The organism is Limosilactobacillus mucosae DSM 13345 (genome assembly GCF_001436025.1).
Classification (GTDB): Bacteria; Bacillota; Bacilli; order Lactobacillales; family Lactobacillaceae; genus Limosilactobacillus; species Limosilactobacillus mucosae.
Window position 1 is genome coordinate 31,015 of the sequence record NZ_AZEQ01000010.1, and the last position, 26,224, is coordinate 57,238.

General features: G+C 44.9%; 33 protein-coding genes. 5 read left to right on the forward strand and 28 right to left on the reverse strand.

All coding sequences use genetic code 11. The features are described from left to right. Positions 1-9: 9 nt before the first annotated feature. From FC47_RS05540 to FC47_RS05560, 5 genes are all read right to left on the reverse strand, one after another. Positions 10-1,239 (reverse strand): coiled-coil domain-containing protein, encoded by a 1,230-nt coding sequence (locus FC47_RS05540; RefSeq protein ID WP_056968348.1) that lies wholly within the window; start codon positions 1,237-1,239, stop codon positions 10-12. 12 nt (positions 1,240-1,251) lie between these two features. Beyond that, positions 1,252-1,518 carry a hypothetical protein gene (locus FC47_RS05545; protein WP_006499491.1) on the reverse strand — a complete coding sequence of 89 codons (267 nt, stop codon included), beginning with the start codon at positions 1,516-1,518 and terminating at the stop codon, positions 1,252-1,254. A gap of 150 nt (positions 1,519-1,668) precedes the next feature. After that, a complete protein-coding gene (locus tag FC47_RS11070; RefSeq protein ID WP_056968350.1) occupies positions 1,669-3,060 on the reverse strand; it encodes a DnaD domain protein in 1,392 nt (463 codons plus the stop codon). Next, positions 3,050-3,454, reverse strand: a complete 405-nt coding sequence (locus FC47_RS05555) for a helix-turn-helix domain-containing protein (protein ID WP_052669254.1) — start codon at positions 3,452-3,454, stop codon at positions 3,050-3,052. Before FC47_RS05555 ends, FC47_RS11070 begins: the two co-directional genes overlap by 11 nt. Then, a complete protein-coding gene (locus tag FC47_RS05560; protein ID WP_056968352.1) occupies positions 3,441-3,635 on the reverse strand; it encodes an Arc family DNA-binding protein in 195 nt (64 codons plus the stop codon). The genes FC47_RS05555 and FC47_RS05560 overlap by 14 nt, the downstream gene beginning before the upstream one ends. Positions 3,636-3,758: 123 nt before the next feature. Here FC47_RS05560 and FC47_RS11120 point away from each other — a divergent pair, with 123 nt between their 5' ends. Then, positions 3,759-4,085, forward strand: coding sequence for a ribbon-helix-helix protein, CopG family (locus FC47_RS11120; protein ID WP_056968355.1), 327 nt, complete (start codon positions 3,759-3,761; stop codon positions 4,083-4,085). A 94-nt stretch (positions 4,086-4,179) separates the two neighbouring features. Here FC47_RS11120 and FC47_RS05570 read toward each other — a convergent pair whose 3' ends face one another. The 3 genes from FC47_RS05570 to FC47_RS05580 all read right to left on the reverse strand — a co-directional run bounded on the left by FC47_RS05570 (position 4,180) and on the right by FC47_RS05580 (position 5,202). Then, on the reverse strand, positions 4,180-4,479 hold the full coding sequence (locus tag FC47_RS05570; protein ID WP_056968356.1) for a helix-turn-helix domain-containing protein: 300 nt from the start codon (positions 4,477-4,479) through the stop codon (positions 4,180-4,182). Positions 4,480-4,484: 5 nt separating this feature from the next. Further along, the gene (locus FC47_RS05575) at positions 4,485-4,865 is read right to left on the reverse strand and encodes a hypothetical protein (protein ID WP_056968358.1); all 381 of its coding nucleotides are present in this window, start codon (positions 4,863-4,865) and stop codon (positions 4,485-4,487) included. 61 nt (positions 4,866-4,926) lie between these two features. After that, positions 4,927-5,202 carry a DUF739 family protein gene (locus tag FC47_RS05580; RefSeq protein WP_052669261.1) on the reverse strand — a complete coding sequence of 92 codons (276 nt, stop codon included), beginning with the start codon at positions 5,200-5,202 and terminating at the stop codon, positions 4,927-4,929. A 188-nt stretch (positions 5,203-5,390) separates the two neighbouring features. On the opposite strand from FC47_RS05580, the gene FC47_RS05585 reads away from it, so the two are divergent. Together FC47_RS05585 and FC47_RS05590 are read left to right on the forward strand one after the other, a co-directional pair. After that, the gene (locus FC47_RS05585; RefSeq protein WP_052669265.1) at positions 5,391-5,804 is read left to right on the forward strand and encodes a helix-turn-helix domain-containing protein; all 414 of its coding nucleotides are present in this window, start codon (positions 5,391-5,393) and stop codon (positions 5,802-5,804) included. Positions 5,805-5,836: 32 nt separating this feature from the next. Then, entirely contained in the window at positions 5,837-6,250 is a 414-nt protein-coding gene (locus FC47_RS05590) for an ImmA/IrrE family metallo-endopeptidase (protein WP_006499499.1), read from the forward strand. A gap of 920 nt (positions 6,251-7,170) precedes the next feature. Here the strand turns inward: FC47_RS05590 and FC47_RS05595 are convergent. Next, entirely contained in the window at positions 7,171-7,362 is a 192-nt protein-coding gene (locus tag FC47_RS05595; RefSeq protein WP_006499500.1) for a hypothetical protein, read from the reverse strand. Positions 7,363-7,532: 170 nt separating this feature from the next. Between FC47_RS05595 and FC47_RS05600 the strand changes: the two genes are divergently transcribed. Continuing rightward, positions 7,533-7,874, forward strand: a complete 342-nt coding sequence (locus FC47_RS05600; RefSeq protein ID WP_056968360.1) for a hypothetical protein — start codon at positions 7,533-7,535, stop codon at positions 7,872-7,874. Positions 7,875-7,878: 4 nt separating this feature from the next. Further along, positions 7,879-8,172: a hypothetical protein gene (locus tag FC47_RS05605; protein ID WP_056968361.1), complete on the forward strand. Its 294-nt coding sequence runs from the start codon at positions 7,879-7,881 to the stop codon at positions 8,170-8,172. 391 nt (positions 8,173-8,563) lie between these two features. On the opposite strand, the gene FC47_RS05610 is transcribed toward FC47_RS05605, so the two are convergent. The 19 genes from FC47_RS05610 to FC47_RS05690 all read right to left on the reverse strand — a co-directional run bounded on the left by FC47_RS05610 (position 8,564) and on the right by FC47_RS05690 (position 26,117). Then, positions 8,564-9,562 (reverse strand): BstXI family restriction endonuclease, encoded by a 999-nt coding sequence (locus FC47_RS05610; protein ID WP_056968362.1) that lies wholly within the window; start codon positions 9,560-9,562, stop codon positions 8,564-8,566. Then, a complete protein-coding gene (locus tag FC47_RS05615; protein WP_056968363.1) occupies positions 9,555-9,782 on the reverse strand; it encodes a helix-turn-helix domain-containing protein in 228 nt (75 codons plus the stop codon). Before FC47_RS05615 ends, FC47_RS05610 begins: the two co-directional genes overlap by 8 nt. Before the next feature lie 59 nt (positions 9,783-9,841). Next, on the reverse strand, positions 9,842-10,861 hold the full coding sequence (locus FC47_RS05620) for a DNA-methyltransferase (RefSeq protein WP_235803995.1): 1,020 nt from the start codon (positions 10,859-10,861) through the stop codon (positions 9,842-9,844). A gap of 584 nt (positions 10,862-11,445) precedes the next feature. Beyond that, positions 11,446-11,616 carry a hypothetical protein gene (locus FC47_RS10585; protein WP_155519148.1) on the reverse strand — a complete coding sequence of 57 codons (171 nt, stop codon included), beginning with the start codon at positions 11,614-11,616 and terminating at the stop codon, positions 11,446-11,448. 53 nt (positions 11,617-11,669) lie between these two features. Beyond that, positions 11,670-11,876 carry a hypothetical protein gene (locus FC47_RS05630; protein WP_056968366.1) on the reverse strand — a complete coding sequence of 69 codons (207 nt, stop codon included), beginning with the start codon at positions 11,874-11,876 and terminating at the stop codon, positions 11,670-11,672. A gap of 88 nt (positions 11,877-11,964) precedes the next feature. Then, positions 11,965-12,114, reverse strand: a complete 150-nt coding sequence (locus FC47_RS10590) for a hypothetical protein (protein WP_155519149.1) — start codon at positions 12,112-12,114, stop codon at positions 11,965-11,967. Positions 12,115-12,134: 20 nt separating this feature from the next. Next, entirely contained in the window at positions 12,135-12,497 is a 363-nt protein-coding gene (locus FC47_RS05635) for a hypothetical protein (protein WP_056968367.1), read from the reverse strand. 13 nt (positions 12,498-12,510) lie between these two features. Further along, positions 12,511-13,725, reverse strand: a complete 1,215-nt coding sequence (locus FC47_RS05640) for a ParM/StbA family protein (protein WP_056968368.1) — start codon at positions 13,723-13,725, stop codon at positions 12,511-12,513. 267 nt (positions 13,726-13,992) lie between these two features. Continuing rightward, entirely contained in the window at positions 13,993-14,640 is a 648-nt protein-coding gene (locus tag FC47_RS05645) for a CPBP family intramembrane glutamic endopeptidase (protein WP_056968369.1), read from the reverse strand. Continuing rightward, positions 14,640-14,798: a hypothetical protein gene (locus FC47_RS10595; RefSeq protein ID WP_155519150.1), complete on the reverse strand. Its 159-nt coding sequence runs from the start codon at positions 14,796-14,798 to the stop codon at positions 14,640-14,642. Before FC47_RS10595 ends, FC47_RS05645 begins: the two co-directional genes overlap by 1 nt. A 15-nt stretch (positions 14,799-14,813) precedes the next feature. Further along, on the reverse strand, positions 14,814-15,464 hold the full coding sequence (locus tag FC47_RS05650) for a hypothetical protein (protein ID WP_056968370.1): 651 nt from the start codon (positions 15,462-15,464) through the stop codon (positions 14,814-14,816). Continuing rightward, positions 15,454-16,038, reverse strand: coding sequence for a hypothetical protein (locus FC47_RS05655; RefSeq protein ID WP_056968371.1), 585 nt, complete (start codon positions 16,036-16,038; stop codon positions 15,454-15,456). Before FC47_RS05655 ends, FC47_RS05650 begins: the two co-directional genes overlap by 11 nt. Positions 16,039-16,048: 10 nt before the next feature. Further along, positions 16,049-17,275 carry a phage tail tip lysozyme gene (locus tag FC47_RS05660; RefSeq protein WP_056968372.1) on the reverse strand — a complete coding sequence of 409 codons (1,227 nt, stop codon included), beginning with the start codon at positions 17,273-17,275 and terminating at the stop codon, positions 16,049-16,051. 12 nt (positions 17,276-17,287) lie between these two features. Further along, positions 17,288-17,575, reverse strand: coding sequence for a hypothetical protein (locus FC47_RS05665; RefSeq protein ID WP_056968373.1), 288 nt, complete (start codon positions 17,573-17,575; stop codon positions 17,288-17,290). Continuing rightward, the gene (locus FC47_RS05670; RefSeq protein ID WP_056968374.1) at positions 17,576-19,507 is read right to left on the reverse strand and encodes a conjugal transfer protein; all 1,932 of its coding nucleotides are present in this window, start codon (positions 19,505-19,507) and stop codon (positions 17,576-17,578) included. 11 nt (positions 19,508-19,518) lie between these two features. After that, positions 19,519-20,208 (reverse strand): hypothetical protein, encoded by a 690-nt coding sequence (locus FC47_RS05675; RefSeq protein WP_056968375.1) that lies wholly within the window; start codon positions 20,206-20,208, stop codon positions 19,519-19,521. Further along, positions 20,198-20,545: a DUF5592 family protein gene (locus FC47_RS05680; RefSeq protein WP_056968376.1), complete on the reverse strand. Its 348-nt coding sequence runs from the start codon at positions 20,543-20,545 to the stop codon at positions 20,198-20,200. The genes FC47_RS05675 and FC47_RS05680 overlap by 11 nt, the downstream gene beginning before the upstream one ends. Positions 20,546-20,670: 125 nt before the next feature. After that, positions 20,671-23,127 carry a pLS20_p028 family conjugation system transmembrane protein gene (locus tag FC47_RS05685; protein WP_056968377.1) on the reverse strand — a complete coding sequence of 819 codons (2,457 nt, stop codon included), beginning with the start codon at positions 23,125-23,127 and terminating at the stop codon, positions 20,671-20,673. Beyond that, positions 23,127-26,117: a VirD4-like conjugal transfer protein, CD1115 family gene (locus FC47_RS05690; RefSeq protein ID WP_162258418.1), complete on the reverse strand. Its 2,991-nt coding sequence runs from the start codon at positions 26,115-26,117 to the stop codon at positions 23,127-23,129. Before FC47_RS05690 ends, FC47_RS05685 begins: the two co-directional genes overlap by 1 nt. Positions 26,118-26,224: the final 107 nt, after the last annotated feature.

The following is a 26,224-nucleotide window of genomic DNA, read 5'->3' on the forward strand; positions in this document are numbered from 1 at the left end:
CGTCACCCCTTAACTTTTAACTTCGTCATACTCGCCTTCGACGATCCGTTCAGAATCGCGCAACAACTCGCGAATCTGTTTAGCCTTGTCTTCAAGGACGTTAGCCAGCGCTGGCAGATCGGTCTGCTGTAACTCTTCAGCCGTCAGTTGTTCCGTGTCGTGGGCCAGTGCCATCACGTCAAGTGTCTTCGGTATGGCTGACAGCATATCCGTTGACCGTGACGAAACGGTTTTGAAGGCCGCCTGCTTGTTGTCAACTTTGGTGGCCTGCTGTTCCAACTTCTCGGTCAGTTCGCTGTTTTGCTCGGTCAGCTCCGCCAGCTGGCTTTGCAGATCGTCGATATCCTCTTGCGTGTATTTGCTATGAGCTTCAGCCGCAGTCTGCGCCTCGTGCAGTTCCTTTTTGACCGCGTTGAGCGTTTCGTTGGTGTCTTGCAGTTGGCTTTCCAGCTCTAACTTGCGCTCCTTTAGTTCAACGTAGTCCTCTGGCGGTACTTCAACGCGTTCTGGCTCTTGAGCCTGGGCTTCATCAAGCTGGATCTGCAAATGGCGTTTTTCCTGCATTTCCAGCGACAGCTGTTCGGTAGTATCTGCCCGTGACCGTTCCAGGTCCGAATTGCGTTGCGTCAGCTGGTTGATCTGCTCTCGCTGTTCCTTCAGCTTCTTGGCCTGTTCCGCCATTTCAGCCTTCTTTTCGTCCAGCTCCTTGAGCATATCTTGCCAAGCAGGACTGTTACGCGCGGCCGGATCAGCTTTGAGAACCATGCTGATGGTCTGCTGATCGACTTGCCCCTTAGCAATCGCCAGCTGATCGGCTTGACTCAGCGACAGGAAGTTGTCGATCATCAAGGCGGCATCATCGCCGTTTTCTAGCGCTTGCGCTTGAATCTTATCCACGGTGTTGGCCAACTCGATTAGTCGGTATGACGTGGACTTGGTATGACCGTGCGCCTTGAGCCATTTTTCAAACGTCATTTGCGTGTAGCCACGATCTGAGCGCATACCGCGCTTGGAAAACAGCTGTTGTGCCTCGCGAAAGACTTGGCCCAGCTGGATCCGTGCGCCCTGTACGATGTTGACGTACTCAGTTTCCAGCCGGACGAACGGCAACAGCTCCTCATTGTTCAAGCCTTGATAAAAGCCAGCCAACTCCGCGTCATTGGGAATCTGGAAGTTGCCGTAGCGCTCAAAAAGCGGACTTGGCGTTTGTTCTTCTGGTTTTTTGATTTCCTGCATCATCAGCGTACCCCCTTAGTACAGAGTGAAGACGTCAAAGATATCGGCATAGCGGTCAACCAGACTGGTCTTGGCCAGCGCCTGGGCCAGATCCTCTGCCTCGATCGCTTCGTTGAGATCGTCCAGCGGTGCCATTTGACTGGCTACGTGATCCTGATGGATATCGATCGCCCAGATCGTCACGTCGTTCTTTTTGAGTAAAACCAGCCCCAATTTGGCATCAACCGCCGTCGTGAAACCTTCGCGTTGTGCGGTTTGGTTGAAGTTTTGCATGGTCATCATAAATATCAATCTCCTGACTTGTTGTTGAATTTCTTGTGAAAATTTTCGGCCAAAAGCTTGATTTTACAGTCTATTTTAGATACGCTTAATGCACAAATCATAAAATCAAACTTTTTAACCTGGGTCCACGTTCATCGCGTGGGCCTTTTTCTATGCGCCTGCGCCCTGACCTTGTTGAGCGAGATATTGTTTAAACAGCTGTGGGGCATCGATAGACATGTAGCCGTGGCCATCTGGCTTGGATAAGTTCTCGCGAATCGTTTCCAGATCGCTGTAGAACAGCTGTTGGTGGAACTTGACCGCCCGTTTTAGCTGATTTTCACTGGTTCTCGCGTTGTCCTTTTTCACCTGGACAACTTCAGCACTTGGCTGATTGCTGTTAGCTACAAAGTCCTGTTCAGCCCAAGATGGCAGGGTCTCTTGGACGTTGGCCCGACCACCGCGGTTATATTGACCGCCACGGTAGTTTTGCGTTTGAGCCTGCTGTTTTTGAGCATCACGGGCTTCGTCAGCCGCTTGAACGTCTGCCAGGCTCTTATAGCCTGCCTTGTGATAGTCGCGCATCACCGCCGCAACATAGCCGTGTGGCCGTTTGGCATCGGCCGTTGCGGCTTTTTTGATTGCATGAATCACGACATCAACGCCGAATTCCTGCACCCATTGGTTCAGATCAGCAATCACGGCTTTGCTTGGCCAGTCCCAGAGGTCCGCCCACGCATTGAAGACTACGTTCATGCCGTTAGGATCATTCAGCGAATTAGGCCCAGCTGGATCAGCTGGCATCATCCGGCCACGCTGTTGAGTTGCCTGACCGACAGTTTGTTGATATTGAGCAACCGGAGCAGTAGCACCTGCGTTAGCCAAAGATTGACCAGTTGTATTTTGTCGTCCAGCATCATCAGCAGCCGTCCGCGAAGTTGCAGTTGTGCCTCTTTGTATATATTCATTTTGAGTTGCATAGTTGCTGTTGATGATGCTTGTAGTATTAAGACTTGTATTATTCTCTCTTGTATTATTATCTTTAGCATTTCGATCAATAGGTGCTTGATCGTTCTGCCAAGAGGTAGTTGATCCATTTGCTAAGAACCCCTTAGCATTTCGATCAAGTTGATCGTTTTGCGTATAGGTAGACGGCATTTCGTTCAATAGGTTCTTAGCAGTTGGATCAATAGGTGGTGTATTTCGATCAATAGGTAATGCATTAGGATCAATAGGAGTATTGTGCGAAACGGTAACTGTTGGATCCATGTTTAAGTAAATCCGCCGACTAGCTATCGCACGACCTTTTTTTAGCATCTCGGTTCGGAGATAGCCAAGACTCTTCAAGTGGTTGATCCAGCGTGAAATCGTGGTCTTGTCAACCTCATATAGGGCGGCAAAGTAACCGTTAGATGCGGTACAGTAGCCGTATTTGTTGCTCAATGCGGTAATTTCGCTAAACATCAAGCGCTCAGCAAATTTCAGCCGTTTATCATAGCGCACCGTGGCTGGAATGATTGAGTAATAGCTTGGCCGCTCAAATTGTTCGTTATCAGGATTCATGGTAGTAATACTCCTTTCCAGAAAAGTACTCGGAAACTAATTTTCGAATCGCCTTATCGGTTGCACTGATTGGTTGATCCGAGTCAAAGACGATTACAGACATATTTGGGTAGATCCGCCTGCGATTGCCTAATTTTGGATCGACATAGACTTCAGTTCGTACGTAGTCCAGTTCCTTTAAGTGATTAATCCAGCGTGAGACTGTTGCTTTGTTGACTTGGTATAAATCAGCAAAGTAGTTGTTTGCCGTCGTGCAGTAACCTGAGTCATTGCATAAAGCGGCAATTTCGCTAAACATTACTCGTTCAGCCATTTTCAACCGTTTGTCATAACGAATTGTCGCTGGCGTGATCGAGTAGTAACTTGGTCGTTCAATTTCGTTATTTGGATTCATGGTTATTACCCTCCGTATCACTAAACAAGAATGGATAGTCTTTCTTAAATTCTTTTAAGTAAACTAGACAGCTATCAATAACAATACTGTTGACTGATTTACCAGTCTTTTCGCTAACATTTTTCAGCAGGTCCGCTACTTCAACCGGTAACGTCACCGCCGTTCGATATTTAGTTTTCATATCCTCACCTTCATGACATTAATATGATGTCTATAATATTAAATGACATTAAAATAATGTCAATACTTTTTACTGCCTTTTTGGTATTGTTTTGTTGTCAAAAAATCACTAGGGAGCGATTAAATGCCAAAGCAAACCACTATCAGATTGCCAATCGAGCTTACCCAAAACGTAGATGAGTTAGCAGAACGTTTGGGTTTTAGTCGGTCAGACATAATTAAGACAGCAATTCTTAGATATCTGCTAACTGACCGTCTTAATGACTTCAACGAAACTACCGTTGGAAGTGGTAATTTTGTCAGGACGGTTATTTACCTAAACGACAACCTTAAAGGCTATTTAAAACAGTTATCCTCTGCTACGAATACATCGATAAATGCTCTAATCATTTATGCAACTTCAAAGACTTGTGACTACTATTCAAAATTGCTAACAGAATTAGGGCTCTAAGCGATAAAGTCGTTTTTAAAGAAATTTGTTGAAGCTCCGCTACTAGTTCTTCTGGTAGGCGGAGCGTTATTTGTTTCCGTTGCATTTTGCCACCTCATCGCGTCAGACGGATAATCCGGTAGTTTATGCCGTTCGTATCGGTACCGTATTGCGTCTTGATATAGCCTTTTTCTTTGAGCCTGCCGATAAATTCAGAGGCCCGACTCTTTGAAAGGCCCATAAATTCAGCAAAGTACGCATTGCTTTCCACACAGTCGCCATACTTGCCTAATCGTTCGATCTCAGTCAGCAGGACCGCTTCGGAGATGGTAAGGTCCCTGGCCTCCCACCAGTATTCTGAGATGGCAAGCGCCGTTCCTCGCTGGTGGTTACGGCCTGAAAATCGTTGTTTCATTGCTATCACCCCTTTTCCTGCATCAGCTGGTTGAGTGCTTGATAGTCCAGCGTGTACCAGTTTGTCTGATCAAAGCTATCCTCGTTGAAGTTGCCAACGATTACGATGCCCTGCTCAGCCAGATCCCTGAAGTAGCGCTGAATCGTCCGTTCTGAAAGCCAGACGAATTGTTCATGCCATTGACCAAGCGTCATGCTGGCCCACCAGCGGCCATCTCTAAACGACTTGGTATTCTTGCTCAGCCGATTAGCTTGCAGCCGGTTTTGAAGTTCCTGCAATAACAAGGCCTTCGCCGAGCTATGCAGTGCCTTAGCCAGTGTTGGTGGCATCTCCATTGGTAGCTCACCGCCCATCAATAGCGGCTCAAATTGACTTAAGTTATCCATTTTGTTCACTCCTTTAATTGCAAGTTATGAGGCCTTCCACCAGTATTCCGAGATAGGATCATTAGGCTTCAATTTTGTTCGTAATAGTTTTTGTTGACTGTTTGTCAACATTTGAGACAAAAAAATAAGCCGGTACTTCCCTAAGATCAATATCAAGGACCTTGGCAATCTTGGTAATCTGACGTTGGTTAAACTCGGTCCGGTTACGTAATTTAGCCCCGAGCAGACCTTTGTCCATGCCTACAGCCGCAGCTAAAGACGTAATGTTATAGCGATATTCAACCATACGTTTTCTCAGCAGAGAATAGTCAAAATTATTTGTCTGCTTTGTGTACATCATCATCACCTCTTTCTTGTTGTGAATTTCTCACTTTTTTATATTAAAGCATCACTGATCTTTGTCAATAAATAAATATGATTTTATTCCATGTATTTCTCATATCTGGTATATGCTAAAATATCAAAGAAATATAAAATAAATATATACAGAATTAAGCGATACTAAACACAATGGGGAAATTAGTAATGAATAAGTTTCAGATTAGATTAAGACAAGCCTTATCTGAATCCGGTATGACGCAATCTGAACTTGGGAGAAGAGCTGGAATCGATAGAACGGTAATTTCGGGTTACGTCCGCGGAAAGTTTAAGCCTAAGCAGGACAATCTACATTCTCTCGCCATGGTTCTCAACGTTAGTGAAGCCTGGTTGCTGGGACTCAGTATTGATAAGCATCCAGACAAATCCAACAGCAAGCCGTCGTCTGAACAGCAAGATAGAGCAACGCCAACTGACCAAAACAAGAGCCTTGACGAGCTAGTTGACGAGATGCACAGCTACCGCGGTCTTGAGATCTCCGATGCTCAGCGCGAATCAATCAAGGCCATCTTAAAGGCCTATTTGGACACCCAGCTTAAAGACGATGATCAAGACAAATAACGAATCAAACCACCGAGTCGGGAGTGATGACTATGGACGAAGTAATTGACTGGCTTCTGGCCTATTGCAAGCGTCACGGCATTATCGTTTTGACACGTGCTGAATGGCCGTCCAGCTACGTTTCAACCGCCCTGCCTGATCAGCGATTGATCCTGTACAATCCTAATTGGCAGCCAAGCAGTGAGCGGCCGTTTATTCTGGCCCATGAAATTGGCCACATCATTGATCAGGATCCGCCTGCCTATCCCTGCGAGTACATCAGTGTTGGCGAAAAGTACGAAAGCACGGGCAATCGGACGGGAATTCAATTGCTGTTGCAGTACAGTCAGACGCAGGACTGGCACTTCAAGACGCCAGAAAACCTGATGCAGACGTTTGGCATACCGCAGACGTTCCGTGCCGATGCGGAATGGGCCTTCAGGCATCAGCTTCAGCTAATGAAATAAAGTGTTTCCTTGCCACGACCGGTGGTTTATTTTTTAGCCTCAAAAGAACATATGTTTGTTTTTTAACTTTACCAGTCCCTGCTCGCAAAGACAAGTTCTGCCATCTAGAAGCAAGGTTGCTTCTCACGTAGACCAATCTTTAAAACCGTCGTGTTGTATCTCACATCTGTTAAATATTGATTTACTATTCTTAAACTATTTATTTGATATTCTCACCGAAAAATAAATATTGAAATTCTATTTTAAAAATAGCGTTTCAATATTAAAATGATATTCTTAGCTTAAATAAAATAGTAAAAGAATAGGTTTTAAATATTGTTTTACTATTCTTTTTTCGATTGACGATATTAAAAGAATATTCATTAACTATTTTTTCAATATTCTTTTAATAGTCAGCCGAATCGACTTGATTATTTATCTTTAGGCAGAATCTTTCCTATACCAATTAATATGATGGTCTCGCTTAGCGCAGGATCTTTCTCTATAGCACAATTGTGAAGGAAAGTTTCTGCGCATAGGCATCATGATCTGCGCAGATTTCTTCTCACATCATCACTGACTAGCGAGGAAGTCTTCTCACATTGCATCAAGCTGGTTATATAGCACATTTGTTAAATATTGCTTTTCTATTCTTTATCTATTTATTTGATATTCTTGCCTGAAAATAAATATTGAAAATCGATTTAAAAAATAGTATTTCAATATTAAAAGAATAGTTTCTCGTCGATTTAAATAGCAAAAGAATAGTATTTAAATATTGATTTACTATTCTTTTTTCAATTGAGCATATCAAAAGAATATTTTTTAACTATTTTTTGATATGCTTGTTTGACCACAAAAAAAGACCCCTGATCCAAAGACCAGGAGCCGTTGTAGTGATAGAATGTACCTTTCCTAATTCAGCAGTATATCATATTTAGTTATTTATCGGTATCATGTTTTGAGACCCACTCCGTCAGCTGCGTTGGCAAATCACCCACGCCATACTTGTTGGACGCCAGCTTGATCAAAAGGTCCAATGAGACGGTCCGGTTTTCCTGCGCGTTCAGCCACTTCACGGTTTGGCTGTCGCTGTCGAAGCGGAACGAGTAGCCGGTTTTTTCTTTTGCCATTCAAATATCCCCCTCTGGTTGTGAATTGATAGCTACAGTATAGCATTATTTACATAAAAATAGCAATTTGCTATTCAAATGCTAGTCATTGTTTTTAATTTTAACTTTTCAATATCATTTTATATCAATTTGCTATATAATTAATATATTATTAACATGAGGTAATAGCAATGAAATACGCAAACAAATTAACCGATGTTGAACTGAAATATCTGTACGCCAGGCGCTTAAAAACCGTCCCTAATCGAATTCATAATTTTAAATTCTACCAGTCTAGTGGTGATCGATGGATTGAACTGAGTGGCGACTACCGCACCAGCGATTTTTTGCTTCAAGACGTGATTTACATCGATGACTACACAGTTTATGATGAGTTTCGGATCTATATTGAGGCTACGCGTATGTACCGTCAGTTCATGCTGAATAAGTTTGGCCGCCAGTATCAAGACGATTGCTTCTGGTACGTGGATAATCCCGGCGTAACCCTACGACTCAAACGCTCAGGAAGGTAACATCATGCAGCCTACTACCCCTATCATTATCATTGCCGTCTTGGCCTTTGTCTTGGAAATACTAATTGCCTTTTGGACGGAGCGCGACCTCAGGCGGCTCAAGCACCGCAACTACTCCCAATTTAGTCGTTATCATCGCCTGCACGTTAATTTCAACCAGCTGAGCGTCATCTTACTTATCATTACCGGCTGGCAGTTGGCTAAAGGCCACTATGCCCTGATGCTGGGCACCTATTTAATCGTCTTACTGGGTGATACGTTCAAATGGCACCGCATCTGGCAGGCCGCCAAAAATTAATTACATCAATAAAAGAAGCGTCCCACGATCATTGACCGTGAGGCGCTTTTATTTTTTGACATAGTATGCTTATGCCTCTGAAACTAAAGTTATGATTTCTTTCTTCATCAGCTATTTGGCTAGTCAAAACAGCGTTCACAGCCTCTCTGCTCCGGGAACGCCAGGTGATAATGCGATAATTTAGCGTTACCGGAATGACTTCAAGCACACTTGGCTGGCGCATCAGCCGCATCCAAAGACACTTTCAGAACTGGAAGATCTGGTTAAACGGTAAGCACACCATAAAATTCGAGAAAACGAAAACACTTATCTTAAAATTTTTGCAATCAAAAGAATTTGAATAATATTTTTATATGTTTGATAAGAATTACAGCAATATTTATTTTCTCAATCATTGACTATTCCTAGTGAAATCTTTATTTTTATCTAATACATACTGCATCCACTTTAATGTATCGCTGATACTTATTTCTCTGACAACTACATTACAATAGTGATGCCCCCAACCTAAATTGTAAGGTTTATGATTATATTCCCCGTAAGTAACCGGTTGAATATGGAAAAGATTATTTTGAGTTACCGTTAAATCAGGAACTTCTCTGCCTTCTGGTATATCTAAATTAGTAATAAAGCCTTCAGCAGATAATTCTTCCAAGCACAGTGGGCAAATTGTAATGTGATCATAATTCATGATACGGGCATCTACTATTTTTTTATAATCGAGTAAACCCTTATTTTTAGCCTCATTAATTATAGCTTTTTTACGTATTTGTATATCTTCTTTTTTCATCTCTGCTTTTTCCATAACACTTTCAGCATCTCTACAATGCCAGAAAAAAGCCTCTAGCTGTAATTCACATAGTTTACTATTTTCGCGAGATGAATACTCATAAAGCCTGATTCCAGCTCCCTTATTTTGTTTACTAGTATATCCATAATAAATCTTATCACCTTTTTTACCGCGGGTTGTTATAGCTGGTATTCTAGCAACGTATTCCCCCCCTAATGGGTCCTGGCGATTGTTAGCAGGCTTAAATCCTTTTTTAATTAAACTATCATGGTACTGGTTCCATTCGTTACGCGTTCTAAAAAATATGAGAGCATTATGTCCCAAATTCAAATTATACTTTTTAAAATTGTCTTTTTCTTTAACATCAAAGTAATCAGCAGGATCAATTAAAACAATATACCCATTTTCAAAAAAATCCTTTTCTTTAATACTATTAGCAATTGTCTCCTTTGATTTTAGTTCTCTATAAGGTATCAAAACCGTATTATTTCGAGCAACGCGGTTTTGAAAAATCTGACTATCATCAGCACCTCTAGTGGTTCTTGTTTTATCTAATTTAGATTTTAATTTTCGTGGTAATTTAGGTAGTTTATTATTCATCGTTTAAACCCTTAAATAAATCATCTGCGCTAACTTGCAATACTTTTAAAAGTCTAGTTATATAAATAAGCGAAATACTCTTCTTCCCTCGCTCGACCATTCCAATATACGTTCGATCAACATTCACTAATTCAGCTAATCTTTCTTGAGAAAGCCCTCTCTTTAGGCGTATTTTTTTAAGATTATTACCAAAAGTAGTTAAGATTTCTTCTCTGTTCATAAACTAACCATAAAAAAAAGATGATCATAGTACCACGGACTATAATCATCTATATATAACTAAAATAAATTAAGTGAGACACTCTTAAGTCTTTCAGCAGATTCTTTAAACCATTTATCTTCAATTTCCATGGAAATTGACTTTCGTTTTAAGTGTAATGATGCTTCAGCTGTAGCTCCTGATCCAGAAAAAGTGTCAAGGATTATATCTCCAGGATAAGATGAAGCCTTTATAGCATTTTCTAATAAATCAACCGGTTTCTCTGCAGGATGCTTACCTCGATGTTGGCGCACATTTTCAAAATCCCATACATCCGTATATGCCATTGTTTTATCAACATTAAAAGGTCTAATAATGTCTTCGTAATCTGGAAAATCAATAATTCCTTTTTTATCTGCATCACTTAAGGCCTTAACTATTTTTTGATATTGTTCGCGGCTAGGAATGTTTCGACCAGCTTCCCAATTGGAAACTGCACCACCATGATTTACCTTGCCATATTCTCCTGTTATTTCTGTCAAGCCATGAGCTGTAACCCTTAACATCTTTCTCCATGATCTCAATTGAGCACCAAAATATGAATTAAATAAATTATCACCATATTTAGGTGTCATAAAAATTATTCTCTCAGAGGATGGATACCACTGGCGAAGGTTTTCCTTTTTCATTTTGTTATGCCAACCATCATAACCTGGCTTATTTGGCTTTGTCCAGGTAATTGTTGATAATATATTAAACTGTTTACTAAATCTATTGATTAATTTATATTCCATTTGCGATGAGCAAAAACAATAGATAGAACCATTATATTTTAAAACCCTTTTCCACTCATTAGCTAGTTGTTCCATCCAATTTAAGAAATCTTCATCAGTCTTAAAACTAGTATCACCTGTAATATTCTTCTTTTTTGTTGAATGATATGGGGGATCTGTAACAATTAAAGCAATTTTATGATCTGGTATTTTTTTTATTAATTCAAGAGAGTCACCTTTAATAACAGCAGCGTCACTATTTGGCCTTAATATAATATCAGAATTAAAATTACTTAAAATATTTTCATAAACTTTTTTTACTTCCATAATGTCACCTTAAAGCATAATTTAATGTCTTTTAATACATTTCAGGTTTTAATTTCCTACAAACTTGCAATATTACCAATATAGCAAATATAAAGTTGATGTAAAAGAATAACTTATTACGCCAATTGATAGTTTATAACATTCCCATGGTTTTCAATTGTGAATCAGTATAATCACCCAATAGTAATCCACTGATGCTGAACCCTGCTTATACGTTGCCTTGTACCAGATGATCTCTTGTTGCTTACTGATAGTACAGCTTATCACCGTCAAGATAGTAGCGATATGGCTTCACAGTTTCTTGATGGGCAATTTGTTTTAGATAAAAATTTGTGTTTGATTTTACAGGGTGATGGTCAATCACACCAGATTCTGTTATTGCCATTGCAATAGAAGGAAGCGCAATAACAAAATGAATTATCGATATGCTTATGAACACATTCAATATGCCTTTGTGTTTAACTTTATCTTCTAGCATAGATCCAGCTAAAGCCCAAACAGTCCCCGGTAATAGCTATTACCAGCCAATCTGAAGCATTAAGCATGTGCCAATATGCAGTTAGATTATCTATCTCATCACCCCCCTAATGAATCATCGCATAGACAAACATTACCATTATCAGTCCCGTCATACAGGCAACGCAGACCTCAATTGACCGCTTGTCTTCGTGTTCAATCGACCACTCCAGCGCCAGCAGATTAACGAATAAACCGATGATCAGCAACATGGCGCCAAAGGTTAAGCTAGTTGACATAGTTTTCACTCCTTTAAAAAAACGGCAATCGGCATCAGCCGACCGCCGTATGCTTAAACGATAATCGTTGGTTCTGGCATCGAATCCGGATGAATGGCGTTGGCCAAAAACTCGGAAGCACGATGAGTAAACTGCGTTTGATTTTGGTTGAGATAGTCAACCACCAGCTTAATTGCATCAATTTCGTTTTTGGCAACAACGACATGACTTGGGCCAACAAACGTCGTTGGGATTACTTCATAGATTTCCATCTCAATCATTTCGATCTCTCCTTTTTTCTAGTCCTTTGATTCTATTACAATTGCTACGGTCACCGGTGCTATCACACCATTTCCCCAAAGATCAGCCTTACTCTAATCCGAGGAAGGCGCCGGTAAAAATTATAACCGCACCCAGCACAATCAATCCGGCTGACATTTTGATCAGCTGTTTGTCGCCTTGCGCCAGTTGTCCCAGAATTGACGCCAGCAAGGCAATGATCATACCGGCAAAAATCATGGCCAGGGCCGCCTGCCTTCTCATGAATCGCGCTCCGTTGACAGCATGCTGATATCAATCCCCGGCTTTGAATCTGGCCTTGGCTGAGCCTTCGGTGGCTGGTACGTTGTCGTCATTTCCTCGGGCCTCGTTTTTGGCGTTTCTGGGGCCGTTTGATCAATGGTTAATGATTTATCCAAACCGGCTTTTAACAGCGCTCCAGCGTCCTGATTTTGGCTGAAATTATCCAAGATAATGGTGGTGAAGTCGTTATCACCATACAGTCGATCGATAAACTCAATCGCCAGCCGCATCGAAAGCGTCTTATTTTGCTGATGTTCCAGCCAGCGCGTGGCCACCGAGTCCTTTTCAAAGTTGAACGAGTATAGTTTTCTCTGACTCATTGCAAATCACCTCTTACTTAATCGCGCTCAGGATCAGCTCCAGACCCTTTTCGTTTAAGACCTGCGCATATTCTGGCGTAATCCAGATTACGGGAACCTCATCGCCGCCAGTGAAGCGCCGAAGCTTTTCGGCTAATTTGGTCCGCAGGCTAGATTGTGATGCCATTGGAATCGAGCCGCCCCCGTAGACGAAGATCAGTTCTGCCCGGGCATTGGCCGCGCGCATCGTTTTTGAGACCGCCGTAACGATCTCATCGGCAAATGGTTCCAGCTGATCATAGACGACCTGTTGGACGCGTTTTTGGTGCTTTTGTGCAAACGGACTGACCTTTTGGGCTAGATAGCTTTGCAGTTGTGCCCGATTGTCAAAGCCCATCTGCTGTTCTTGCAGAACATCATTGGCCAGCTGTAAGACGTTGCCGTAACCCTTGGCCAAAGAAGTTGAAGCCTTGGAGTTGACCATTCCGTTGACGATCATAACCAGATCCGTGGTGCCTTCGCCGATATCAATACCCAAGACGTTTTGCGTTTGGACGATATCGTCAGCCGTAACGTCAGACAATTCTGGGTAGTTGGCCTTCAGATCAGCGACCATTGTTGCCTTGAACTTATCGTCAGAATTTTTGATAAACAGCTGAGCCGTCTCGCCTTCAAGTGCTACGTACACGGCCTGGAATTTGATGGCTACCGTAATTGGGTCCTTGAAGTTATGGAACGTGACGGTGTGGGTCTTGTCCATAAACTTGGCTTTGTAGCGAGCAATTACGCCCGTATTCTTGCCTTCAGCAACCGGCAGGGCCGTGGCCATGTTGACCGTGACTTTCAAGGTTTCGCTCAGGTCCTCGCCATTAAAGAAGCCGTCCTTGACACGCTTGCCAGCGATCATGCTCAAAGTCAGAACCATTGCCAGATCATCATCGCTCTTACCGGCAAAGTCGTTGACGTCAAAGGCCTTAATTGGCAGGTTGCTTAAAACCGCGGCCTGACCAACCAGATACCGGCCCTGACTGGTAACCGCCGAGCTGGAGACCGACACGTCCATTTCGTTTAGGAAGTTTTTCATGTAGCTGGCCTGCTGATCCTGATTGTCAAAGGCAACTGGCTCCGTAATATCCTGCGGCTTCTCACTGGCAATTACGGAAGGCATCTTGATTTTTTCATCGTTTAAGGCTGCCTTGATCGAGCCGTAGCCCAGATCGTTGGCAAAGTTCAATACATATTCACTCATGCTAAAATCTCCTTTGAGAATACTAAATCAATATCAAGAAAAATATTTTATATATTTATTATATATATTTAATATATTTTTTCAATAGTTAAATAGCGAAAAAATATTGAAATACTATTTAAAAACTATTCTTTTGCTATTTTTGATCATAAAAAAAACAACTTCGTGCCAAACGTGGGACGAAGTTGGATCAAAAAAAGCCCAACATGTGGTAGATAAATCAAAAATAGCGCTATACCAATTAAGTACTGATATAACGCTATTTTTTTATATGAACAGCAAGGCAATCAGCGTTGCCAGATTAAAGGTGACGTGGGCCGCCATGTTGACGCGCAGATCACCATAGTGCCGATATAAGACCTGCAACAGCAGACTGATTAAAACATACTCCAAGCTAGACGTATCACCGTGCATCATACCAAAGAACAAGGCGACGATCATAGCTGCTACCAGAAACTGCGCTTTTGGCAGCATACCTGGCCAGTGTCTGGTCATCCAATTATCAAGCCGTCGATATAGGCATTGCCGAAAGACGATCTCTTCAATCAACGGGGCCACAATCACGATATAGCCGATATATGGCCAGTGTTTGCGCATCATGGTTAAAATCAGGCCGGTATTGCTACTGCCCAGCGTTGCGTCCTTGGTCAGCAGGCTCACGCCTAGCATCGTCATTAAGACCGCTCCCCACGCGATTAGGCCCCAACCAATCCCTTTTAAGATATTTATATTCAACGGCTGTTTAAGGGCCTCAAAACGCCAAAATATGGCAATCAGCATGACTGTATACAAACCTGCCAGCACATAGGAGCTGAGATATGGCGTCTTGGTTGCAATAAAGGCTGAACCCAGCCAGATCAGATAGTAAAGGCCGATAATCAGCCAATCTTTTCTGGCGTTGTCTTGCCCGGCCATCAGTTAAAAGCTCCTAAAGACCAGGCCGTAATTGCACCGGCAAAAGTTGCCATCGTAGCCACCAGTAAGATACCAAAGATATGGCGTCCCAGCCAGGAAGGCGTCTCATATCCGGTAATCGGTTGCCTTTGAATCTGCGTCAGTTTCTTGTTGATCATAAGAATCCCCCAATTCTACTGGTTATTTGTGGCGTCAACCATCGTTGAGCCAAGCTTCTGTAATTTCGTGAACTTGTGTTGTGTTAAGTCATACGTGCTGGCGTAGACCATCGTTGTCGTAGCGGAACGTTCGGAGCCGTATTGAGCCGCATATTTAACGACCGATACACAGTCTACGGTATTGTTGCTCTCGTTGATCAGGCTGACTCCGGTATTGGCGCTGATAAAGCCGGACTGCAGCTGCATGGTATCGATAATGCTTTCACCGGTATCGTCCTTACCATCGTTGAAGTAGGCCTTGTTGTTTAAGATATCATCAGATACCAATTGCTTAGCCTTGTCAGTCCGTGCCGTCCAATCGGCTTGCGAACTGTAGGTGAATAAGATCCGGAACAGCTGATCGGCCGAACTGCTGGCTTCGGTTTCAGCCTTGGCCTGTTTTGAGGTGTCCTGCTGAGCCTCAGTCCCCGTGGCGGCCTTTGCCTGTAGTTTTTGTCGTTCTGCTTTTTGGGCCGCTTTGAGCGCTTTTTTCTGCGTGGCCAATTCAGTTTGTGCCTTTGCCAGTTTTTGATTGTAGCTGTTTTCCTGAAACTTGAAGATCCCCAATAGTCCCAGGCTGACCGCAATTACCGAAACGGCGGCAAAAATTGATTTTCTATTCTCCATCAGTCGTACCCCCGTTCGTCATGCTGGTTGTCATCACATGAACCTCGTAATCGTTGACGGTCAGATTATCCAGATCGTAATCCAGCTTAATCAGATAATCGTGCTTGGATCCGTCTTTTTCTTCAAACTCCGTCGTAATGTAGACCGGTACCTTGGTAATATCGTCCGCATTGCCAAACGTTACCGTTGTGGCATCGTTCTTGGTAATCACCCACTTGTTGGTGTTAGGATCCGTGTTTAATCGAACCAATTCTTTGGTTAGCTTCTGGCCCAATGCGGCTTGAAGCTTTTTCTGGTTCGCCTGGTAATCCTTTTTCGAGTGCAGGTCACCCAGTTCTTTGACAATCGCGTTTTTCAGTGTAGCTTCAGCGTGCTGTTCGGCACTCTTTAGATCAAACTCGTTGGAATATGGCGAGTTGACCGCCGTCTGCGTGGCCACCTCTTTTTTCTTGAGTTGAGTCTGCTTAATTTGTGCATTGACGCTCTTAAGCTTGGTGGTGTTGGGAATGCTGATCACCGCCAGAATCCCACAGATAATTGCCACCGCCCAGAGTAGTATTTCGTTTTTCTTCATAAAAAATCCCCTACTTTTTCGATTGACCGCCCTTAATCAGTTGCACCGGATCGAGCCACGTACCATCATTGCTGAATGCTGAGAGTTCAGCAGCACTAAGTTCTTTTTTAGAAACGCCAATATGCACGTGATTAACTAGTGGACTTGTTTCTGAACCATTCTTAGGTAGTATCCCGATAACATCGCCGGTCTTGACCGTATCACCTTCTTTGACCTTGATGTACTTGGACGCTTGTGCTTCTGAGAAGGCAAATTCTTGATAAACCTCATAATAGCCGTCATCGGACTTAATAAAGATATAGTACCCCAGGTCACTTTGCGTATAGCCCTTGTGGCCGATCTTGTAGACCTTACCGCCATGAATGGCTTTAATTTCTTGACCGCCATAACGCGCATCACCAAGGTCAATCCCATCGTGGAAGTTACCCATTCGGGAAGCACTATAGCCAAACTGCTGCTCAGCGCTGAGGCCAGGATCGTTGTTCTTGATCGAAGCAAAAGGCCAGCCCCAGTCACCGCCAGCACCGTCACCAGATGAGGTACTGCATTGATTTTCGTCATTTTGCGTGTTGGAACCAGAATCAGCTGTACCGGTTGCATCACCCAGAATTGAGTCCGAGCCACTGATGTTGGCACCACCAAACAATTCATAGGCCTTACGAGCGGCCGCCCGACGAGCGCTATTGGTATTGGCCCGTGCTGATGGCGATGGCCGTTCATAACCGTTCATCCAAGCGGTTGCCGCATCTTCTGGCGTTCCACCCTTGGTTTCCTTGAAGTAGGCTTTAACCGTTTGTGGTTCAAGCGCCATTACGACGTCTCGCTGGTTTTCGACCGACCAGGATTTATCCGATTTTGGACTGGTCAGATACTTGCTCTTTGGTGTGAACTGGTACAAACCACCCCCACCTTCAGCCCCAGCACCAATTTCCGCTTGATCCAATACAAACCCAGGATCTTCAGCCCCACCAATGTTGCCAACGATCCCAGCGGCTTGCGCCCCACTCATGCCTATGCTGGTCCAGGATTTAAAGGTGGCTTCGGCATTTTTGTAAGCTTCAGTCCCTTGTTGTGTCCATGAACCGGTAGCACTTGTACCAGTACTGCCAGAATCAACGGTCCCACCAGACTTACAAGACTTAGAAGAGAACAGTGTGAGAATTGCCATTATCACAATTAGAAAGGTAATGATCCCAGCGCCGATCCCTCCGATAATCCAATACTTTTTCTTGCCCATCGCTCAGCCCCCTTACACCAAAATGGTAAAGATGGTCAATACGGCCATGACGCCCAAGACAATCAGCATAAATTTTAGTTTTTCGCCTTGATAGTCAGGGACCTGCTCATTGTCTAAGAGTTGTTGCTTGCGTTTTTGAATCGCCGCATTGGTGTCATCACGAATCTGGCGATAGCGATTAACGGGGTGCAGACCTTTTTGTCTGTTCTGCGCCGCCTTGGCCATGGCTTGTTCCGTCTTTTGGGCTTGCCGGTGCCGTTCATTGTCTTTGCGCAGTTGTACGCGTGATCGGATTGCCATTTAAATGCCACCCCCATACCGCTTTTCTTCTTTAGCCGTGATCTCGACTTTAAATTGGATATTGCGATCACCGTTAATGTTCATCAGACACTCGGTCTTCTCCAACCGTGTGAGACTTTGCAACTCATCAGTCGTTGTCGAGCCGCCTAAAGCCGTTTGCAGACGTGGTAGGTCATCATCTGAAATCTGGAAAAAGAAGCGAATTTGGAACAGCGAGAAGATCTTTTGAACGGCCAAAACGTATGGATCATGCGAGCTACCATTCATAATCAGATCCTTGATTGTTGGTGCGGCCATCGTAATGGCACAGAAGTTTTTCCGCATCTGCTCCATCATGGACGCCAGGAACTCAACCCCAAAGGTAAACTTAGGATTGATAATGTTTTCAACCTCATCAATATTCAGGTAGTACCAAGGAATCGAGTACATATCCAAAGTACCGTTTTTCAGCTGTTTTCGGAGCTTCATACCATTCTTGATAATATCTGCGGACAATAATGTTAGAACGGAGTAGATCTGCGCATTGAAGATCGGCTTACCTTGAGCCAGCAGACCTTGAATGTTGAACGTAACTACCTGCTCATTGGTCAAATCTGGGAAACGGGTAATCCCGTCAAACATATCGCCTTTCGACTCTTCAATGTTGGCAAACGTTGAGGTAATCCGATTCATTGACGTGACCATATTGCTGGTCAGTCGTATTCTTGGATCACGTTCCGCCTTTCGTTGCCGTTCATTCGCGTACAGGACAAAATCACGCAAAGTTGGGTACATATCGTGATCCAAGCCGGTAATCTTAATTGACTGCGCGTTCTGCTGCGGATTGCGCACCCAGAGATTTTGATCGATGTAAAAATCCTGAATCCAGCTATCCAGCATCGTCATATCATCGCTGTTAGCATCTTCGCTCAAAAACTTGAAGAAGTTCTTGAGCTTGGTGACGTGCTGGGCAAATGAGTTGATCTCATCAACCGAGCCGTCGTCATTGACGACCGTTGGGAAGATCTCAAATGGATTGATCATGTTTTCCGGCTGGTCAAGCTTGATAATGACCCCATTCTGATCACGCGTTTGATCCGTGTATTCAGAGGAAACGTCAAAATTACGGATATAAGCACCGCGACTAAAGACATCATCGTTCATCTTTTTCAGCAGGGTTGACTTGCCCATACCAGCATTTCCGGTTACGAAGAAGAAGGAACGTGTCCGGTGCTTATCACGCTGAAATGGATCGAACATAACCTCGCCTGACGTCCGCGTATAGCCGTAGTAAGAGCCGTTGGGGTCTTCAAGCTTAACGTGGTTGAAAGGATATGATCCGGCGATTGAACGCGCTTGAATTGGCAGACCGCCTTGAGGCTTGTTGAGCATATCTTGTTCGTGCATTGTTGGAATAAAGATACTTTCAAAATCAGACAACTGTTCATCAGCATATCGTGCCATGCCAAACTGGCCATTGTCGCGAATAATCATCTTGACGCGCTTTTCCAGCTCTGGAAGCGTTGGTGCATAGACAAAGATCCGCATATAAACGCGTTTCATAACTTCGTTGGCTTGCGAAAGCTGACTCATCAGCCTTAATTGATCCATGTAGGTGCCACCCGACTGGACGTTTTCTAACTCCTTAGCCTTACCGGAAATCCGTGTCTTTTGCTCCGTAGCTGATCGAGACAGCTGTTTTAAAATTTCAGCCCGATCTTCAGTCCCCAGACTGATCACGGCCATGGTGGAATCGTTATTGGTCAAAGGAACACCCCAAAAATGCAGCAGGCCATGTTGCGGATATTTGTTCAAACGCAGACAGGTAACGTAGCCGTCACCCATTTCCAGATAGCGCGAGTAGCGTTTTAGATTGCCTTGTGGCTGAACGCTGGCCAGAAAATCGAGATCGTAGCCAGCCTGCGTCAGCTCTAGAATTTCTCTCTTTTTCATACAAAAACTCCTTACTTAATCTTGGTGTTTAGGTTGTTGATCCGAAACAGCGTCTCTTTTTTGCGTTCCAACGATAGAGGCTCCATTACCAAGGCATCACCGCCCCAGCTGATCACGGCATCGCGCAGATTGCGCAATTCAACAGGCCGCTTGCCAAAAATCAGCAGAATAAACTCTTCAGAGACCAGCTTCTTTTCGACCTGATCGTTTTCCCATTGTTTGTTTTCGATATAGTGCAATTGTGTCTGTAATTGTCGCTTGCGTCGCACGTCAGTCTCCCGTTTCAAGGCGTCCATTACCTTAATGTAGCGGCTTTGCCAGTATGACTTTTGTCGCGAGGCATCGACCGGAAAGGGACTGATGATGATCTTCATATCATCAATGGCGGTCTGAAGAAAATGATGAAAGCCGTCAATGATCTGGTCCTGTTCGCGAATCGACATCGTACGCACCCCTTGCCCTCGAATTGACAGCATATCGGCATAGCCGTCCGCCTTTTCACGCAAGACGATAAAGTGATCGCGATCTTTCGTAATCCCTTTATAGGCCAGTAGTTCCAACATGCTTGATGATGGCGTTGCTTCTGAGCCGCGGTAGTGTTCCAGTTGTTCTAAGCGTTGTTGCTTGCGCTGTTTTCTTGAAGTCAACCACGGCTGTTTTTTCTGCTGGCTGGTCTCTTTAACTGCTCCTCTAATTGCCAAAGTTATGGTCTCCTTTCCGCACTGAATCAATGGTCTTGAATTCGTAGTAGCCAAACGACTTAAACAGCTTTGGCTGTCGGTTGATGATCAGCATCCAGATCACCTCAAAGTTGCGTTTGCCAGGGTTCGTCCGTGGCCGTAAATCCAGGTAGACGGCCAAGATCCCACCCACAATGAAAAACAAGGTCTGTTGTGGAGCCTGCGTCGGTGGAAACAGATTGCTTAATGCAAGTGCAATCCCCCCAACGACCCCAAAACAGCCAACATCTTTTAAGAAAATCCCCAGTCCCAGCTTAATTTCTGATTTGACGTCAGGAACTACTCCAAAATCTTCCATAGAGAGATATCCCCTTTCTCAAAAAAGTTATTTGTACTAACTGCTAACCTTACTGATAAATGAGATTCACTCAACTTTCGCCACAAACTAAAAAAAGCCAGTCTTACGACTGACCTTTTAATTAGCTATTCTTCATCTTCAAATCGTGCTGATTCACGACCGTTTGCGTGACCTCGTTGCGCCATGTTGAAACGACGACTCGTCAGGTAGTTTGAGCTGGATTTTTCCAGCGTCTTGCCAGCCTGATTTAAGCGTTCACTCATGCTTGGCCGTTCCGGAGCTGTTGGCTGACTGGATACGTTAGGTACACTGCCAGCACCGCTGTTAACAGATGGATTAGGGTTATCACCAGCCCCACCAATTACTTGGTTGTCGGCGCTAGGTGCCTCACCACTCCCAGCAATGCCAGTATTGCCTGGCTCACTGCTAGTTGTGCTACCACCATCAACTTCAGGATTGTTAATCCCGTTGCTACCAGTGTTATTGTCATATGGCGTACCTAAGCCATCACCAGTTGCCGGTTCCGTGCCTGGGTCAGAGATCCCGTTGCCAGCTTCAGAATTGTTGTATGGATCACTGGCACTGCCAGCATCATCAAATGGATCTTGAACATCTGGATTATCGCTGATCCCGTGACCGTTTTCCGCATCGTATGGTGAATCGGAAGCATTGCCAGTTTCAGAAGCGTCATAAGGATTATCAGTGTATGGATTGTCAGCGCCCTGATCGAACTGATCTTGTGCGCCTGGATCCGTTTCAATCCCGTGACCAGACTCAGCATTTGGATCACCAACGACACTGCCGTTTTCACCTGGCTGACCATCTGCACCAGCACCACCGCCAATGCCATGGCCTTCGTCACCGATCCCAGTAGCGGTATCGCCAGGCTGATCGTTTTGCTGATTGTTCTGCTGGTTGTTGTCAACCTGCGCATTGTTCTCGTTGGTATCACCAGCGTTGTTGGTGTCTTGCGAGTTGTTATTGATCCCGGTACTGGATCCATTAGCCTCAGAATTGTGACTGGAGTTGTCACTGTTAATCCCAGTGCCGGAGCCACCGCCACCATCAGCATTGATCCCATGACCTTCGCCTGGACCGCCAATTGCGGTACCACGGCTGGAGTTGTTGGAATTGGAGCTAGAAGAGTTCTTGCTCCCAAAAATCCCGTTGCTCTTGCTGTTACCCCAGTTAGAGACTTTGGACAGACCGCCACCAACGGCCCGAGTACCCATACCGGCCATCATACCACCCATGGCACCAGCTGCCATCGCGTGGCCACCTTCATCAGCAAAGCCTTGTGAAACCCCGGTAACCCGTTCAAAGTAACCGATCCCGGCCATCATGGCATAGCCAGCCCCGGCATAGATCACGATAATGGCCAACGCGTGCGTCGTCCAATTCATCTTTGGCAGTTTATCCGGTGCCGTGGCAATAAAGATAAAGAACATCTTGATCATCAAGACGATCAGCACCATCGACAGGTACAGCCCGATAATTGAGTTAACCAAGTCGCGGAGTTTCTTTGGATCACGAACCGATTGGAATGCTAGAATCGGTGCAACCAGATTCATTGCCGTCAGTTCGAAAATATCCTTAACTACTCGGATTGAGGCGATCAGGAGAATGACCCCCAAAATGATCGACTGACCCAACAGGCCGATCCAGTCCACATCATACCGCGCGTAGACATCATCGTTGTTGGAGCCAGCGCCAACGCCCGTTGCGTTCTTGACGATAATATAGCCACCATCGTCTTGACCGGACTCGTCCATCAAGTGATACTTCAACGGTGCCGTATAGTCCTTGAATTTATCCTTATCCAGCCCCAGATCCTTGAGCGTAGTTGAGTCCAGGTACTCGCCCAGATCCAAGTTGTCAACATCGTTATCAGTGTTAATCCGGTTAAGCTTTGCGGACTCAGCCCGATCTGGATTGACGTTCCACTTCTTTCTGACGACCGTACTCAGATCGATAATGTTGTTTTTAAGCGGCTGAATGGCTAGATCATCACTCATTCCTACGCCGCTAGCTGAGTTTAAATCATCACGCGCCGTTTCGGCAACATTGCCGATCCCAGGCATACCGCTACCGACTGAGCCGACTTTTTGCATCATCAGTGGTAAAACCGTCAGCGTCAACGCCACCATCACAACGTTTGGCAAGATCTTACCCCACCGAACGGAATGGCCGATTGATTGTAGGACGATCACGATTAGTGCGGCCCCCAGCAGTGCCCAGCCAATCGTATACATCGTCAGATATAACGGGTGCAACGGTGAACCCTTCGCAGCCAGGCTCCCGTCCCAACCCAGCAGGTTGAACATGGCATTGAAGATCGATTCAAAACCCTTGTTAAAGTCATAGATCCAGTGTACCGGCACGTTCTGAAACCAACCGGCCATCTTGCGAAACATACCCCAAGACAAATGCAGATGCGATCCCCATGCTTGGTAGAATTCCACAATCTTATCGCTTTTAGTGAAGGGACTATCCGTAACGGCCTTGTTCAAGGCGTCTTCAGTTGGTGCGCTTACGGCCATCACCGCTAGGCGCGTTACCAGCCCCTGCAACATTGTCAGCATCAATTGCTCCCCCCTTGTTTCAAATTAATCAAATTGCTCTTGAGTTGCTCAAACGCCTGCTCATTGCCGCTAAAGCGGTCCTTCAGCGTCTCCCAGCTATTGTTATCCGGCCGTGACCAGTAGGTGTTGGTGTCCTTAAAAAAGCTCATGCGCAACTCGGCAGGCTGGACTTGCGTCATTGCCTGATAGATCAATCGAAAAGCTCCATTGGTAATCTTTTCGTTTTTCAGCTCCGCATCGGTAAAAATCTGATCATCAGCTTGCTTTTCAGTTGAGTCATTCAGCATTGAATTGGTCCCAAAGACATCATTCTCTTGGAAAAACTCCTGCATGAATGGCTCATCAGCCAGGTGTGGCTTTTCGCCATGACTGGCCGTTGGGGCCTCATCACCAAATGGATCAGCCTGCTTCTCTTGACCATCGTCCATCAGCTCCAACAGCTGGTTGTACGCATTGTCATAGTTGATCCGCAAAGCCTTCAAATCCAGTGCACGGTGTGGCGACTTGATCCCGATATTGGAAAGCGTCATTTGATCGTTGAATTCACGTTGCAAGAACGTATTTCTAAACGGCATCTCCGTTTGGCCATGGTCAAAAATCGGCATGGCTGAAACGGGCCGTCCTTTTTGATCCATACGGTAAACCGACCGTAAGACGACCATTTCGCCACCCATCAGCTTCATCAAGTCGTTCATCGACAAGATATCCTGACTGATCAGCTGGTTTGAAATACTGGTCCCGTGTACATCGCCCATCTTGCCGGAGCTGGTCTGAACGTTGACCGTCCGTTTCCCAATCTTGGCCGAGATCGTTTCGGCCGTCTTCTTGGATTCAGTTAAGATATATAGCAGGTTCGCACAGTTGGACTCGATCGTTTCGGCCTGCTGTTGCGAGTAGTTGATCTGAAGTTGTTCCAGGTTTTGCACGACAATATCAAACAGCAGATTTTGCCCCAAACCGATTGAGACCTTAGTATCCATATGCGAAATTGGCGGCAGGTTACCAAACTCATCCAAGATAAAGTGCACGCGCGTAAAGGATTTACGCCCGTTGGCCAAAGCCGTTGAATAGATCGTGTTGAAGATCTGGTCAACCGCAAAGGCTGGTAACTGGTTGTAGGAAGGATTGTTTGGTGGTGTAACCAGGAACAATGCAACCGGCGACTCCGAGTAGTCTATCTTCATTTCCTTGACGTCCTCGCCCAGCTTGTTTTCCTTAACCGTCAGCTTGACGTCTTTTAAAAGGGGCTGATTAGTATATGGATCACGCTTGAAGGAATGCGAAGTAAAGCCGTTGCGCTGATAAAGCTTCTGCCCGGTAACGATCAAGTTAGCGTCCCGGTACTTCGGCTCATTCTTGCGGTAGTCAAAGCTGATGCTGATCGTAAACTGATCCGGCAGTTTAGCCTTGATGGCATAGTTGATGAATCCTACCTTATCAACAATCTGCGTCCGTTTCTCAATCTTCTTGCCACTGGCATCATCGATCTCAATTACGGCCGTCTTAAACTTAAAGCGTTCCGGCACCTTGAATTTCATTGTTCGTGGGAAGCCGATGCTCTCGAAGTTGACCGAATTCTTTGAGGTCAGCTTAGCAATGTTGGATTGCTGATAGATCTTGATCCCCTCCATTGCTGACGAGTAGATGTTCCCGGACGTCTCGTCACCGGCAAACTTGGACTGAGCAAACGAGTCCAGCGCCATCTGCCGAAACTGGCTGTAGTGCTTATCGTTCAGCTTTTGGAGCTGAGCAAAGTAGACCAGCAGTTTGTTCTTTTGCCCGGCAGGAGTCATATCGCTTGGCATCTTGACGTTTTCGTCTTTCATCTCATCAGCGCTGGGAATGATATCACCATCAGCGTTGACGTTGACCTGCTTGGATCCAAGCTCAGTCATCATATGCAACACGTTGTCCATCGTTACCTCGTCCCAGCGATCGTTGCGCTTAGCGTAGTCAACCACGGCCAGAATCAAGGCGTTTAACAGGTTGATTGACGAGTTCTGCCAGAACTTATCCTTAGCGTTTGGATCAACGTAGATACTTGACGACAAGGTATTGACGGCTTGTTGCGTCTCATCGTAGTAGCCTTCTTGGGCAAACGAGATAATCTTTTGCAGCGGATTATAGCTCATGGAAAAGTCGGTATTCTGCAGGTTTAAGACTTGCACGTTGTAACCGCGTTTCCTGAGTGTTTCGTAGCTCATTTGGTACAGCTCACCTTTAGGGTCATTGACGACCATTGAGCATTTTTCGGATCCACGCGACAAGATATCAACGAATGGCATAACCAGCGTTTCACCCTTACCTGACCGGGTAATCCCGACAATCATTGAGTTGACGGTGGTCTGATCGATTGAATAGAAGCCCTTGGCCGCTTCAGAAAACGGCAGGTTCTTCATACCAGGAAGCTTGGTAGCCAGTTGCGTTACTTCAGGCACCAAGTAGTAGTGCATCCAGTCAATTGGATGGTGCTTAAAGAATACGGGTGCCGTTGCCTTGATATGCGAGACCGGCACCCCACCAATCCCTTCATATTCAAAGCCGCGATCCGGAATCTGCGGATATTGCACCAGGACCTCATCTTCGGTCGTGAGTCGATCGTTACCATACTGATTGCGATGATTAGGCCGCCATTTCAGCCAGGTTTTGAGTACCAATGGCAGCATGACCCCGGCGGCAATCAGCTCAATAATCCAATAGATCTTTGGATATAAGTGCATGATCTGATAATTGCCGAAATTGCTAAAGGCCCAGCCATTATGCAGAGTCGTAAAGATCTGAGAATTAACGGTGCCGTCCATAAACTGATAGCTTTCCGGCGAATGGAACCAGTCCTGTGTGGCCTTAACCCCGGACGTCAGCCAGCAGTTCAGCCAGCTGACGAATAACGCCCATGCGATCCATAACAGAGTCAAAAACCAAGGACGGCCGAGCAGACCGCCCTGCTTACCGTCCTTACGGTGCCTTTCCTTATCGTAGTTAATGGCCAAAAACACCACCATCCTTTCTTAAATACAAGTGCAAGCTTACCGATAAATACGATTCAAACAAGTTTCGCCATTTTCTCCGTATCTAAAAAAGCGGCCATCGCCTAATT